The sequence below is a fragment of the Nocardia arseniciresistens genome (assembly GCF_046764875.1).
Classification (GTDB): domain Bacteria; phylum Actinomycetota; class Actinomycetes; order Mycobacteriales; family Mycobacteriaceae; genus Nocardia; species Nocardia arseniciresistens.
This window is the reverse complement of the sequence record NZ_JBKORD010000025.1, coordinates 74,644-89,324: the sequence shown is the minus strand read 5'-3', so window position 1 is coordinate 89,324 and position 14,681 is coordinate 74,644. Positions and strand designations below refer to the sequence as shown.

Genomic DNA, 14,681 nt, shown 5'->3' with positions numbered 1-14,681 from the left:
TAAGTGCATGCGGCCTGGTGACCGAAGACTTGTCGGTGGGATCGTACTCGGCCGATGACCGACGACGATCCGCTGCGCACACACTGTGAGGTGGCAACGTCCGTCACGGCGGAGTTGGCTGCGGCCGGTTTCGAGGACGCCGTGGAGATCGGGCGCGGTGGTTTCGGTGTGGTGTACCGCTGCACGCAGGCGGCGTTGGACCGGACGGTCGCGGTAAAGGTGTTGACCGCGCAATGGAACGAAGACAATCAGGCGCGGTTTGTGCGGGAGCAGCACGCGATGGGCCGTTTGACCGGGCACCCGAACATCGTCACCGTGCTGGAGGCCGGTACGACTGAGGGCGGGCGGCCTTATCTGGTGATGCCGTATTATCCGCTGGATTCGGTGGATGGGTGGATCCGTAAGAATGGTGCGCTTCCTTTGGACAGGGTGCTGCATTTCGGGGTGGAGATCTCTGATGCGTTGGAGAGCGCGCATCGGCTCGGTATTGTGCATCGGGATGTGAAGCCGGGGAATATTCTGCTCACCGAGTACGGGGAGCCGGCGTTGACCGATTTCGGTGTCGCGCACATTGCCGGTGGGTTCCGGACGACTGTGGGTGTTGTGACCGGGTCTCCGGCATTTACCGCACCGGAGGTGCTCGAGGGGGACGATCCGACGTCGGCTGCGGATGTGTATGGGCTCGGCGCGACCCTGTTCTGTGCGTTGACCGGGCATGCCGCGTTCCAGCGTCGCAGTGGTGAGAACGTGGTGGCACAGTTTGTCCGGATCACTACCCAACCGATGCCGGACCTCCAGGGCAGTGGTATCCCGGAGGACGTGTCGGCGTTGGTGGAAACCGCGATGAGCCGCGATCCTCACGAGCGCCCTTCTGCGGCGGGGCTGGGTGAGAGCATTCGACAGGCGCAGCAGCGCCACGGCTTCTCGGTCGGTGAGACGGGCCGACAGTCCGATTCGATTCTCGAGCGTCGGCACCGGGATCCACCAACGAGGGGACGGCGCCCGCTGCCGGCAGCGGGCGCCATGGACAGTGGTGGCAATCTGGCGTTCGAGCTGACCAGTTTTGTCGGCCGACGCACCGAGTTGTCGGCGGTGAAGAATCTGCTGGCCACATCCCGGCTGGTCACGTTTACCGGAGTCGGGGGAGTCGGCAAGACGCGGCTGGCGCTGCGGGCCGCGTCGCAAGCGCAGCGGGATTTCGCCGACGGGGTGTGGTTGGTCGAACTGGCCGCGGTCTCCGATGCCGCGCTCCTGGTCGATGTCGTGGCGGCCACCCTGGGGTTGCGGGACGAGGCGCCCGGTCGTTTGCGCGAAGTTCTGGTCAAGTTTCTGGGCTCGCGGGAAATATTGCTCGTTCTGGACAACTGCGAGCACATGGTGGAAGCCGTGGCGAAGTTGAGCGAGGCGTTGCTGCGGACCTGCCCGGATCTGCGGATTCTCGCCACCAGCCGGGAAGCGTTGAATATCGCAGGGGAGGCGGTGCTGCGGGTGGCGCCGCTGACGGTCCAGGACCAGGACCAGGACCAGGAGCCGACGCTGACGGGGCTGCCCCGTTTCGAAGCGGTGACGCTGTTCGCCGACCGTGCCGCAGCAGCCGTGCCGGACTTCGAACTCGACGAGAACAACAAGGCTGCCGTGACCCGGATTTGCGCCCGGCTGGATGGGCTGCCGCTCGCGATCGAACTGGCGGCGGCTCGGATGCGCGCGATGTCACCCGAGCAGATTCTGCAACGCCTCGATGATCGGTACGCGCTGCTCACCCGTGGTAGTCGTACCGCACCGACCCGGCAGCAGACGCTGCGATGGTGTGTCGACTGGGGCTACGAGCTGTGTACCCCGGCCGAACAGCGGCTGTGGGCCCGGTTGTCGGTGTTCGCCGTGAGTTGCGAACTCGACGCCGTAGAACAGGTATGCGGTGTCGGCCTGGCACCGCACAGCCCGCTCGATGTGCTGTCCTCCCTGGTGGACAAGTCGATTCTGATCCGGGAGGAATCGCACACCATCGTGCGTTTCCGAATGCTCGAGACAATGCGTGACTACGGTTGGCAAAGGCTGCGAGAGTCCGGCGAAGACACCGAGCTGCGCCGTCGGCACCGCGACTGGTACCAACAACTAGCGCTGGACGCCCAAGCCGGGTGGATCAGCGACCGGCAGCCCTACTGGATCGCCCGCCTCGAGCGCGAGCTACCCAATCTGCGCGACGCGCTCGAATCCTGCCTGTCCGAGGACACCGATGAGGCGGCCGAAGCCGGGCTGCGAACCGCCGCCGCGCTGCACGAATTCTGGGGCCTTCGCGGAATGTACGGGGAAGGCCGAGCCTGGCTCGACCGCGTTCTCGCCCACCCCGGCGCGCAATCGATACCCGACCGGATCGGCGCGCTTCGCGCCGCATGCGAGGTTGCCGCGCCACAGGGGGATTTCCGAGCTGCCGCCGCCCTTCTCGAGCAGGGGCGACTGCTTGCCCAACAGGCATCTACCCCCGCCATCCAAGGACAGCTCGCCTACGCGGCCGGCATTACTGCACTCGCCAGCGGCGCAGCGGCCGACGCCTCCTCTGCCCTGGAACGAGCTGTCGAGCTGCTCGGCTCGAACCAGACCGAAGAGCTCTACATCAGTGCCCTGACCATCCTCGCCTGGTCATACGAACTGCGCGGCCAGATGACGCGAGCGACCGAGCATTACCGCCGAGTACTTTCCATCACCGAAGAGCAGAGCGAATTCCTCTATCGTTCTGCTGCGTTGCGCGGCTTGGGTGTTTCCGCATGGCTGGAAGGCGAACGGGACCGTGCCCAACAGTTGCTCGAGGCGGCATTGCGAATCAACCGACGGCCGAATAGTCCGGTGTTCACCGCGTTCAGTATCGAGGCGCTGGCCTGGACGACCGCCGACCAGGGCAACGCCGAGCGCGCGGCCGTGCTACTAGGGGCAGCCCAGGGAAAATGGCTGGTGGGTAACAGTGTGCGGGCCGTCCTGCGGAATATGTCGCGCTTTCACGAGGAATGCGAGCAGACGACGCGTCGAACTCTCGGCGCTCGCAGATTCGATGGGGCCCTTCGGCAAGGTCAGGTGATGGGTATGGATGCCGCAATTGCTTACGCGCTCGGGGAACAACCCACCGATGCGGCCCCCGCGTCGGGCGCCTCCGCGAAATTGACCAAACGTGAGCAGCAGGTCGCCGACCTCGTCGCCCAAGGATTCAGCAACAAGCAGATCGCCGCCGAGTTGGTGATCGCGCAACGCACCGCCGAAGGTCACGTCGAACATATTCTGACCAAGCTCGGATTCAACTCCCGCGCTCAGATCGCGGCCTGGACAGTGGACCAAACCAAACACTGATCGACTGACGTGAGCCATCCCCACCTCAACGCCCATCGTGTCTTGCCGCGCCCGGTGGGGTCCAGGGATCGTGTAACCGAAATGTGTTGCTTATCAAGTAGATTACACACGTTTGGACGATCCTTTCGATCCAGGAGCGCCTCCCGCGTCGCCCGAACGGTCGACATGAACGTCGTATCGAAAAGTGTGCTGCCAGGCGTCTTGCTCGAGTGCGAGGAAGCCGCCAGCGGGTGTCTAGGGCATGGTCTCGCGACCCACCGCCGGTAGAATCGGATCGGACGGTCTGGCGTCGGCCGTACGCCGTTCGGCCTGACGCAGCCACGGGAGTGGAGATGAGCGCACGCGACGTCCTCGGCTTGCGGCGGTTGCATCGCAGCACTCGGGTGCTGTTGATCGCCGTCACGGTGTTTGTCGTGTCGCTGCTGATCATTCCCCGCCTGACCAGTGTCTATGTCACCTGGTTGTGGTTCGGTGAGGTCGGATTCCGCGGTGTCTGGGGCACCGTGCTTTTGACACGCGTGTCGCTGTTCGTCGTGGTGTCGGTGTTCATCGGCGGCGTCGTTTTCGCGGCACTGTGGCTTGCGTTCCGGTTCCGCCCCCTCTTCTTACCCAAGTCCGCGGAAGAAGAGGGCCTCCGGCCGTATCGCGTGCTGGTGATCCGGCGGCCGCTGCTGTTCGGAGTGGGCACCGCCGCGGTGTTGGGCCTCATCTGCGGCCTTGTCGGGCAGTCGAGTTGGATGACAGTCCAACTGTTCATCCACGGTGGATCCTTCGGTGTGTCAGATCCCGAGTTCGGACACGATGTCGGATTCTTCGTCTTCGATCTGCCCTTCTATCGACTGATCGTGAATTGGCTGTTCGTCGCCACCGTCCTCGCGTTCCTGGCCAGCCTTGTTACGCACTACCTGCTGGGGGGTCTGCGATTGTCGGGAAAGGCGGCCGGTCTCACCCGCGCGGCCCGCGTCCACCTCGCGGTGCTCGCTGGCACATTCATCGTCTTGAAAGCGGCCGCCTACTGGCTCGACCGATACTCGCTGCTATCGAGCCGCAGCAAGGAACCCACGTTTACCGGCGCCGGCTACACCGACATCAACGCAGTGCTTCCCGCCCGCCTCATTCTTGTCGCGATCGCCGTCCTCTGCGCTGTGGCAGTCTTCGCCGCCGTCGTCGTTCGGGACCTGCGAATCCCGGCGATGGCCGCCGCGCTGCTCCTGTTGTCCTCGATCCTGGTCGGCGCCGCCTGGCCGCTGGCCGTCGAGCAGCTCTCGGTCCGCCCGAACGCCGCCGACATGGAACGCGCCTATATCGAACGCAACATCACGGCTACCCGGCAGGCGTACGGGGTCGGCCGCGACCGCGTCGACTACCAGGCCTACCCCGGGGTTGGCACCAAGCCGCCGCCCGACGTTCCGGCAGACGTGACCACGATCGCCAACGCCCGCCTGCTCGACCCGAACGTGCTCTCGCGAACGTTCACTCAGCAGCAACAGCTGAAGAATTTCTACAGCTTCCCGGCGAATCTGGACCTGGATCGATACCGCATCGACGGGCAACTGCGCGACTACGTGATCGCAGCCCGCGAGCTGACCCCGAACGCGCTGAGCGGCAACCAGCGCCACTGGGTCAATCGGCACACCGTCTACACCCACGGAAACGGGTTCGTCGCCGCACCGGCAAACCGTGTCAACGCCGCGGTCCGCGATGCCGCTGGCGATGCCGCAGGCAGCAACAGCGGATACCCGATCTACACGGTCAGCGATATCGCCTCCCAAGGATCCGGGCACCAGGTGATCCCGGTGGATCAGCCCCGCGTCTACTACGGCGAAGTGATCGCCCAGGCCAGCCCGGACTATGCCATCGTCGGTGGCGGCGCCGAACCCCGTGAGTACGACACCGACACCACCAAATACACCTACACCGGCGCTGGTGGCGTCCCGCTCGGGAACTGGCTCAACCGCCTGGCCTTCGCCGCAACCTACACCGAACGCAACATCATCTTCTCCAAGGCGATCGGTCCCGAATCGAAGATCATCTTCAACCGGGATCCGCGACATCGCGTCGAACTCGTCGCGCCGTGGTTGACGACCGATAACAACCCCTACCCGGCCGTCGTGAACGGCCGGATCGTCTGGATCGTCGACGCGTACACCACCATCGACGGCTACCCGTACGCCAAACGCGGCTCGCTCGAAGCTCTCGAGCCGGGCAGTGACCCCCACACGCGGTCCGGACAGCTCTCCTACATACGGAACTCGATCAAGGCCACCGTCGACGCGTATGACGGCACGGTCACCCTCTACCAAGTCGACCGGCAGGACCCGGTCCTGGCGGCGTGGATGAATGTCTTCCCCGGCACCGTCGAACCCGAGGAGTCGATCACCGCCGAGCTACGAGCCCACTTCCGATACCCGGAGGACCTGTTCACGATCCAACGCGAGGTCCTCGCCAAATATCATGTGGACGAACCGCGAGAGTTCTTCACCACCAACGCTTTCTGGTCGGTGCCCAGCGACCCGACCGTTGACACCAACCCGCACCAGCCACCGTTTTACGTCCTGGTCGGCGATCAGGACAGTGCCAGGCCCTCGTTCCGGCTGGCCAGCGCGATGGTCGGGTTCAACAGGGAATTCCTCTCCGCTTACATCTCCGCCCACTCCGACCCCGAAAACTATGGCAGGATCAGCATCCTGGAGCTACCCACCGACACCCTTACTCAAGGTCCGCAGCAGATCCAGAACTCGATGATCTCCGACACCAGAGTGGCGTCCGAGCGAACCCTGCTCGAGCGTTCGAACCGGATCCAGTACGGCAACCTGCTCACCCTGCCGATCGCCGACGGTGGCGTGCTCTACGTGGAACCGCTGTTCACCGAGCGGATCTCGACAACACCGAACGGTTCGACATTCCCGCAGCTGGCGCGGGTGCTCGTCAGCTACCGTGACCCCGGCACCGGCGGCGTCCGCGTGGGCTACGCCCCGACCCTTGCCGAGGCGCTCGACCAAGTGTTCGGCGCCGGGACCGGTCGGCTCGCCACCGCACCCGGCGGCGGCCCCGCGGCCCCGCCGCCACCAGACCAGCAGCCCGTCCTGCCACTACCGACGGCGCCTGCACCAGCGCAACCCCCACAGACTGTGGACCAGGCGAAGATCGCCGAACTCAACGCACAGCTGGATGCCATCCGTGCCGCCCTCGACCGTCTCCAACAGCAGTTGAACGACCTCGACCGGCCCGGTCGATGACCTGGCAGGGGCGCGTTCTTCACCGTGCAACGCTTGGCGCCGTTGATCCATGACAACTAGCGGCTGCCACGTAACCTTGCTGGACGATATGGCCATTCCCAAGCAGGAGGGTTGCCCGTTGTTACCAAGGCAATCCCGCCTGATTCATGACCAACAGGTCAGAGCGATCGAGCGTGGCGCCCGGTATAAGGTCGATCCGCGCACCACATTCCGAGTTCATCGCGAGAACCCAGGTTTGCGCTGACCTGTCGTGAGTAAACCCACCCTGACCAGCAGAATCGTACTCGTTCCCCGATCGACGATCAGCGGGGGAATTCGGGTAGAGCACTACTCGATACTTGCCGACTCGACGAGCCCACACTCGTGCTGTGTCCACTGGATCGAAGAACATCGTCATCTGTCTCGACGGAACAGGTAATCAGCTCCGCGCCAGTGGCAGCACGAATGTGGTCCGCCTATTCGAGATGCTGGACCTGAGCGATTCGGCGAAACAGATCGCATACTACGACCCGGGCGTCGGCACGTTCAGCGCTCGGGGTGCATGGTCGCCCCCGGCCAGATGGTTCTCGCGGACACTCGGATTGGCGGTCGGCAGCGGGCTGCGGTCGAATCTCGCCGAGGCTTACTCCTACTTGATCGAGCACTGGCAACCAGGCGACCGAGTATTCGTATTCGGATTCAGTCGCGGTGCGTACACCGCGCGCGCCCTGGCCGGACTGCTGCACGAGCCGGGCCTCTTACGGCCGGGCAGCGAGAACCTCGTCCAATATGTTGTCAGCGCATACACGCGCAAAGCGACGGACTGGCCGGAGTTGCGCCGGTACGCCGGTACCTTCTGCTCGAAGTCCGAGCACAGCGACTTCTCGATTCCCATCGAATTCCTCGGCGTATGGGACACGGTCAAGGCGGCCGGTCTGCTCCGCTGGGAACTCCGGTGGCCCTTCACCAGGCAGCTGCCCAACGTGGTGAAGGCATGGCACGCCGTTTCCATCGATGAGAAGCGCCGTCCGTACGAGGAATACCTGGTCATGCCCAAGGGGAGCCAGCCGGTTCTTACCGAGGCATGGTTCGCCGGAGTCCATTCGGACGTCGGTGGCACATTCGAGGACGATCCGAAGCTGGCCGAGATCGCGTTGAAGTGGATCGCGGACGGTGCACTCGAGTCCGGATTGCTGCTGAGAGCCGAGGCATACCTTCGGACCTGCGCCGTCGACCCGATGCACGCGAAGGGCCGGGTGCATCGGATGGGGTGGATCTGGGCCCTGCTCACCTACCGTCGACGCAAGGTCCCACCAGGCGCCCGGGTGCACACGAGCGTGCGGACCCGGTGCACGACCGACCCGAGCTATCGGAAACGAATCCCCCAAGAAATCCGGTGGGAGGACGAACAATGGACCAGATTGCGCATGTAGCGGCAACCACCGCGGCCGGCCTGCGGACATCGGCGTGCGGCAATAGTGGAATCGGCCCGCCGGCCCGGCGCAGGTTGCGCACCTTCGCGTTCGACCCGATGTCGACTCGACTGTCCGGGCGGTTTCTCACGCTGGACATCCCCTTCGAATGTATCCGCGGCCCTGGGCCGGACGGTCGACTCGTGCAGGTGGTCGATTTCGACGCCAGCCGCGAGGCCTGGTACGAGCCGGTCGACCTCGACGATCCATTTGTGTTGGCGCAAGACGGAATTCGTCCGGCGGAGGGTGATCCACGGGCGCATCAACAGGTCGTATATGCGGTGGCGATGAGTGTCATCGAACGATTCGAACGATTTATGGGACGTCGATTCCGGTGGCACGGCGACCAGATCCTGCGCCTGGTCCCGCACGCCTTCGATGGGCGGAACGCCTATTTCGATCCTCGGCGCCGCGCCGTGTTATTCGGCTACTACCAAGCCGATGCCGAGAACCCCGGTGCGAATCTCCCCGGCCAGGTCATCTTCACCTGCCTGTCGAGTGACATCGTCGCGCATGAGGTGACGCACGCGATCGTGCATCGAATTCGGCGGCTGTACAACGAATCCACCAACCGGGATGTCTTCGCCTGGCACGAGGCCGTTGCCGATTTGATGGCCCTGTTCCAGCACTTCGCACACCGGGATGTAGTACTCGAGGCAATCGCGAACACCTCGGGACAACTCGAGAAGAGCGCGGGGCTGCTGGAATTGGCCAGGGAATTCGGCGAGTCGACCGGTCGCGGCGCCGCGCTGCGTTCGGCGATAAAGGACCCGAACCGGACGCCGGACAGATTTCGCGCGGCACAGGAGCCACATGAGCGGGGCGCGTGTTTCGTGGCGGCGGTATTCGACGCGTATCTCGACGCCTACCAGAATGCGATCGCGGACCTGTTGCGGATCGCCACCGGCGGAACCGGTATGTTACCGGCGGGTCGCCTGCACCCGGACCTCGTATCGCGGCTCGCCGACGAGGCGGTAAAGACCGCGGACCGGATTCTCGGAATGGTCGTGCGCGGATTCGACTATCTCCCGGTCATCGACGTGACGTTCGGCGATGTGGTCCGCGCGATCGTCACCGCGGATCGCGGCCTGTATCCAGAGGACCGGCTACATCTGCGCAGCAGTCTCGTAGAGGCGCTTCGGCAGCGCGGCATCTGGCCGATCAGCGTCGCCTCGTTGACCGACGAGGCGCTGATCTGGCAGAAGCCGGATACCAGGTTGAACCTCAGCGACGGCGATCATCCGGTGGACTTGTCCAGGGTCATCCTGTCCGCGTCGAAGGATCTTGACCCGATCGGCAACCCCGGTGAATTACGCACACCCGCGCTGCACGACGGCAACGGCTCCGCCGGTTCGGCCGACACCCAGACGCGGCGTTCCGTTTTCGATCAAGTCGCCAAAGACCTCACCGCATGGGCTCGTTCGAACGCACCGCAACTCGGGCTCGATCCGAACTTCGCCATCAGCTGCGAAGGAATCCACGTCTCATACCGGCTGGCGGGTGATCGGCTACCGCGTCCGGAACTGGCCATACAACTCCTGCAACGCCGCGCCGACCTCGAAGAATCAACGCAGGGAAAGCAGCCGGTGATCCGCGCCGGTACGGCCCTCGTCGTCAGCGCCGATGGGAGTGTGGACTATGTCATCGCGAAGCCACTGCCGCTGAGCAATGAGTCCTCGGCCGACGACAATGCCGCACGGGTATTACACGAAGCGGGCAGACTACGACTCGCCGCAATGCGGGAATGGTTCGACAAACTGGAAGCCGATGACGCGCTGAGCGCATGGACTGCCGAGCACGCAATTCACCGCCTCGACTTCGCCGCGATCCACTCGGAAACAGGTCAGTAGGTGCGATATGTCAACGCCGACAACGATTGCTGTGCGGATGTACAACGTAGGATTCGGCGACGCCTTCACCGTGACGGTCCGGCGCAAGCACGAAACGTGGCGAATGTTGGTCGACTGCGGCGTGCACAGCCAAGGCCAGGCGCGCCCGATCCGTGACTCTGTGCGGGCGATCATCGCTGACCTCGCCGAGGCAGATCCCGGTCACCGACCGCATCTCGACGTCGTCGTCGCCACCCATCACCACGCCGATCACATCACCGGATTCGCCTGCGCGGAATGGGAGCAGGTCGCGGTCGAGGAGGTGTGGGTGCCGTTTGTCGAGGACCCCGACGACGCGGACGCGCGACGGATCCGCAGCGGGCAGGACGATGCCGCGCACGGCCTGGCCGCGCTCGTCGACCGGCGCGTTCATCAACTCGACCGCATCCCGGCGGCCGTCGAACAGGCACGCGCGTTCGCGCTGAACTCGAAGGGAAACGCTGCCGCGACCGATCGGCTGCTCGGCAGGAACCAGAAAGGGTTCGCGGCACCGCATCGGGTTCGGTTCCTGCCGAGCAAGAAGAAGACGGCGAACACGATCGCCGTGGATCGCGTCGGGCTCGTCGCACACATCCTCGGGCCACCGCGCGATACCCAGTTCCTCGGGCGAATGGATCCGCCCGCGAAGCAATCATGGCCGCTGGTCCGGGGCGGCACCGCCACGGACACCGACGACACGCCCACACCGCTGTTCAACCCACGCTACATCGCGCGGAATCCCTTGCCGGGCAGGCTGCCCCAGGCGAAGGCGGATCTGCACCTGGACGAACTCGTCACCGACGACGACCGATTGCTGCGCGCCGCCTCGATCCTCGAGAACGCGGTCAACAACACCAGCGTCTTCTTCGTCCTCGACATCTCGGGAACCCGGCTGCTATTCCCCGGAGACGCGCAACAGGGCGCATGGGAGCACGTACTCTCCGACGCGCAAAACGTCGCGCTGGTTTCCGATGTATCCCTGTACAAGGTCGGACACCACGGTTCACACAATGCCACACCCCGACGTTTCATCGAAACCGATTGGCAGACAGACGGATACGCGATGATCCCATTCGGCCTCGTAAAACGATGGGCAAAAACGATCCCGAAGAAGTCCCTTCTCGATTCGCTCGCAGATCACGACCACACCGTCATCCGAGCCGACATATCCCCTCACCCCGTCCCCAACAAGATCGCTGTGAAGGATGACATCTGGACCGAGGTGACCCTCACAGCGTCATGATCCGCATCCCTGCTGCCATAGTCCGTGCGGAAGCCATATTCACTGGAAGCCATATTCACTGTAAGCCCGTCCGCGCGGCGACGTAGCGGCTGCTGTTCATCCCGACCGGGTCAGAGATGATTTCCCAATCTAGATCGGCATCCTGCGCTGGGAGATCGTCTGCGATCAGATCCGCCGCTGTTCCGACAGTCCCTCGGCGGCCGGCGAATACCGCTGTGTGCGACCGATCGGTGAGGGGGGTGCCGCGGGCCGGCGGTAGACGAGCGGTATCGGTCGCCGTAGATCCACCAGGGTCGCGACGTGGAGCGTGCGTTTGCGCTCCATGATCGGCGCTAGTTCCGGCACTGCGATCGATGCAGTCACGGTGCAGTCACCCGGCCCCAACGCGACCAGCAGGCCATCGCGGACGGTCGCGGTGAGCGGCTGAAGCAGTAACGTGACGCAGAGTTCGAGGTTCAATTCGCCCACTCGGGTTCCGTCGATGGTGACGTCGAGCCGGGGACAGTAGGTCTGGGTGACTTCGTGTCCGAGCAGCTCGACCTGCTCGCTGCCTCCCGAGTGGGTGCGTACCGCCGCGCTGCGCAGTCGTTCATAACGACGCCAACCTTCGACCATGACGCCGCCCAGGTCGACCTGGAGCAGTCCGTCGATCGCCTCGACCAGCTCGCGCAGTGCCGATAATCGCAACAGGGCGCTGACAGCCGGTGCGCGACGCAGTGCCAACTGCTCGATACCACGCTCGCGGAGATGCTCGGCCAACTCGTTCAACCCCGACTCGCGCGTACTGCCGTAGAAAAGAATCGCCCGCGTCGTGATCATCGTCGGATTCGTCATCGGGGTACCTCTCTGATGTGTAGCTGTGGCTCGCCGCCACACAACCGAACCCGTACGGCCGGAGCGCGGGCGACCTGGCGGACGCGGATAGCGGGGCTCATATCCTCGATCACCTGCACGCGTACCTGCGGCAGGCGTTGTGAGTGCTCCGGCTCGGTCGAACGCGTGGCCTGCCTGCGTAGCACAAATGTCGCCACACCGATTGCGAGCAATAGGGCGCTGAGGCCCAATATGTCGTCGATGTGGTTGTCCCGCTTATCATTGCCGCCTGGTGGCGCCGCGGTCGGCGGTTGCACAACGGATTGTGAGACAGGTGTCGGGGTAACGAACGAGGTTGTCTGCTCGGTGGTTTCAGTGGTGACCGGTGCGGCGATGAACTCGACGGACGTCCTTCGGGCGCGATAGCCCGATCCCGCGTCACAGGTGACCGAGATCCAATGGGCGCCGAGTACGGCCCGGGCGGGCACATCGACCGAGGTTTCGAACGAGGTCTGGTAGATGTACTCGGTCACCGGTGCCCGCCAGTCCGGCGCGATGCTTACCGTGTCGCAGCGCCAGCCGCTACCGCGAACGGTGATCTGGGTGCCACGTTCGGCGGTCGGCGGCACGGCCTCGAGGGTGGGCTCGAAGTTGGGCTCCGGATTGCGGGTCGATCTCGGGGGCGTGGAAGAACTATCGGAGGGTTTCGGTGTCGAGGCCGTCTGTGTCTGTGTCTGTGTCGGGGTTGTCGTTTCGTTCGGCTCTGTCGGCGAGACCGGCGTGGTTGTCGACGGCTGGGCCGCCGCGATCGACACCGATGCGACGCCGAGCACCGCCGCCGCGGCTATCGCGACGGGAAATGCTCGTGCGTCGCATTTCATGTCATCCCTCCGAGATGGAGACTCCGGGGATTCGTATACCGACCCCAGTCTGTCCCCGGCTCGGCACCTCGACGCGAGTAGCCCGCTACCTGTTCAGAAGCATCCCCGATACGGCGGATTGTCCGAGCGCCGCACGAGACTGGCCGCCGTCGTAATATCCTCCGCTCCTGGTCGGCGCTCGCAATCACCGTCGTCATCGCACTCGTTACCGTCTCTTGCGGATCGGATCGAGAACGCTCCAGGAGCCGAAACGCAATCGACCGCCGTCCCGCGAACCGGTACCCCGAAGCTGCGCGGATCGTCGAGGTCATTCGCGGCAGATAGTCCGAACTCGATCTCAGCGCCGCCGTCGGTGTCTGGCGCGGGGACAAGGAGATCTGGATGATCTTGTCAGTCGACGAGCTCGAATCGGTTCCTGTCGATGCTCGCTCACGAGATCCGCCTGCCGATTCGCCGGGCAACGGTGTCATCGGTTACGTATATCATATTGTATGAATATCAAAGTATTTGATATGATTTCCATATCATGCAACGCTTGGATGGTCGGGCGCCGGAGGCATGCCGAACACGGTGAATGGAGTGTGCTCATGTATTTGATTACCGGGGCGACCGGCCTGATCGGCCGCGCCCTCGTCGATACGCTGGTCTCTGCGGGCGCCGAGATCACAGCGGTAACGAGGCATCCAGACGGTGCAGCCCTGCCGCCGGGTGTGAAGGTGGTAATGCCCGAGGCTCTCGAATCTGTAATGCCGGAGGTCACCGCGGTGTTTGTTCACCCGAGAGCGACGAAGGATGGTGTTGATGCGCTGCTCGCCAGTGCGGGCCGGCACGATGTGGCGCGAGTGGTGGTGATGTCGGCGATCAACGCTGATGACGATCCTTCCTGGCAGCCGTCCCGGTTCAACGGCGACCGCAACACCGAAGTCGAGCGCGCAGTCGCCGAGTGTGGCCTGCCGTGGGTGAGCGTTCGGCCCTGTTCCTTCGCGATGAACACACTGACGATGTGGTCTGGCCAAGTGGCTCGAGGCGACACCATCTACGCACCCTTTGGGGCGTTCGCCGAGGCTGTCCTGCACGAACGAGATGTTGCAGAGGTCATAGCCCGAGCGCTGGCGGACGATTCCCTTCTGGGGCGGCGTATTCCGCTAACCGGGCCAGCGGCGCTACGTTTCGATGAAATGGTACAAACCATCGGCGACACGATTGGTCGGCCGTTGCGCTGGCAGGAGATCCCGGCAGAAGTGGCTGCTAAGGCAATGACTCAGCGCGGCCTCGGCGAGCAGTTTGTCAACGCGTTGATGGACCGGTATGCCCGCGAAATAGATCAACCTGTGTTCGTTTCCGACGAGGTCGCGCAGATTCTCGGCCGCCCTGCGCGTAGTTTCGCCGACTGGGTTGCCGAGCATGTTCAGGCCTGGCCGCAACGCATCGCGCTAGCAGGTACTGCCTCCGCCTGAACGGCCGCCTCCCGTCGAAGGGAACCCCGTGACCACTGATCAGCGCGAGGCATGAGACGTGATCGACTTCGCCTTGATGTATTGCACACGCGATGCGTTTCATCGCGATCTCGGATGGCTCAACTACTTCATGCTGCAGGTCGAATTATCATGCAGGAGAACGGAGGTCGGTCATGTTGAAGGGTGAGACCGACGGGGACGTGGGCTCTTCCGAGCTGCGGTTCGCCCCGGCCGTGCCAGTATGTTCGGTCGTTGCTACGCCACGGAAGCTCAACGACGTACTCGGGGATTCATACCGCGTCGCTTCGTGATCAGCACCAACTCCATAGCGACAGTTTGACTCCGCTTGCACCGCAGAAGCACAGTTCCGGATCGTCTGACCCGTCACCCCGC

Annotated in this window: 8 protein-coding genes; 6 read left to right on the top strand and 2 right to left on the bottom strand. The window is 64.0% G+C overall.

All coding sequences use genetic code 11. The features are described from left to right. Nucleotides 1-54 precede the first annotated feature (54 nt). The 5 genes from ACLMAJ_RS34730 (at nt 55) to ACLMAJ_RS34710 (ending at nt 11,137) form a co-directional block, all read left to right on the top strand. On the top strand, nt 55-3,336 hold the full coding sequence (locus ACLMAJ_RS34730) for a protein kinase domain-containing protein (RefSeq protein ID WP_412018130.1): 3,282 nt from the start codon (nt 55-57) through the stop codon (nt 3,334-3,336). Between the two features lie 332 nt (nt 3,337-3,668). After that, nucleotides 3,669-6,575, top strand: coding sequence for a UPF0182 family protein (locus ACLMAJ_RS34725; protein WP_412018129.1), 2,907 nt, complete (start codon nt 3,669-3,671; stop codon nt 6,573-6,575). A 368-nt stretch (nt 6,576-6,943) separates the two neighbouring features. Further along, nucleotides 6,944-7,987: a DUF2235 domain-containing protein gene (locus tag ACLMAJ_RS34720; protein ID WP_412018128.1), complete on the top strand. Its 1,044-nt coding sequence runs from the start codon at nt 6,944-6,946 to the stop codon at nt 7,985-7,987. Beyond that, entirely contained in the window at nt 7,966-9,876 is a 1,911-nt protein-coding gene (locus tag ACLMAJ_RS34715; RefSeq protein WP_412018127.1) for a gluzincin family metallopeptidase, read from the top strand. The genes ACLMAJ_RS34720 and ACLMAJ_RS34715 overlap by 22 nt, the downstream gene beginning before the upstream one ends. A 7-nt stretch (nt 9,877-9,883) precedes the next feature. Further along, the gene (locus ACLMAJ_RS34710) at nt 9,884-11,137 is read left to right on the top strand and encodes a ComEC/Rec2 family competence protein (RefSeq protein ID WP_412018126.1); all 1,254 of its coding nucleotides are present in this window, start codon (nt 9,884-9,886) and stop codon (nt 11,135-11,137) included. A gap of 165 nt (nt 11,138-11,302) precedes the next feature. Here the strand turns inward: ACLMAJ_RS34710 and ACLMAJ_RS34705 are convergent, their stop codons facing one another. Beyond that, a complete protein-coding gene (locus ACLMAJ_RS34705; protein WP_412018125.1) occupies nt 11,303-11,971 on the bottom strand; it encodes a hypothetical protein in 669 nt (222 codons plus the stop codon). Further along, nucleotides 11,968-12,831, bottom strand: coding sequence for a hypothetical protein (locus tag ACLMAJ_RS34700; RefSeq protein WP_412018124.1), 864 nt, complete (start codon nt 12,829-12,831; stop codon nt 11,968-11,970). Before ACLMAJ_RS34700 ends, ACLMAJ_RS34705 begins: the two co-directional genes overlap by 4 nt. Before the next feature lie 491 nt (nt 12,832-13,322). Between ACLMAJ_RS34700 and ACLMAJ_RS34695 the strand changes: the two genes are divergently transcribed. Beyond that, complete coding sequence (locus ACLMAJ_RS34695; protein WP_412018123.1) at nt 13,323-14,288, top strand: SDR family oxidoreductase; 966 nt, start codon at nt 13,323-13,325, stop codon at nt 14,286-14,288. Nucleotides 14,289-14,681 lie beyond the last annotated feature (393 nt).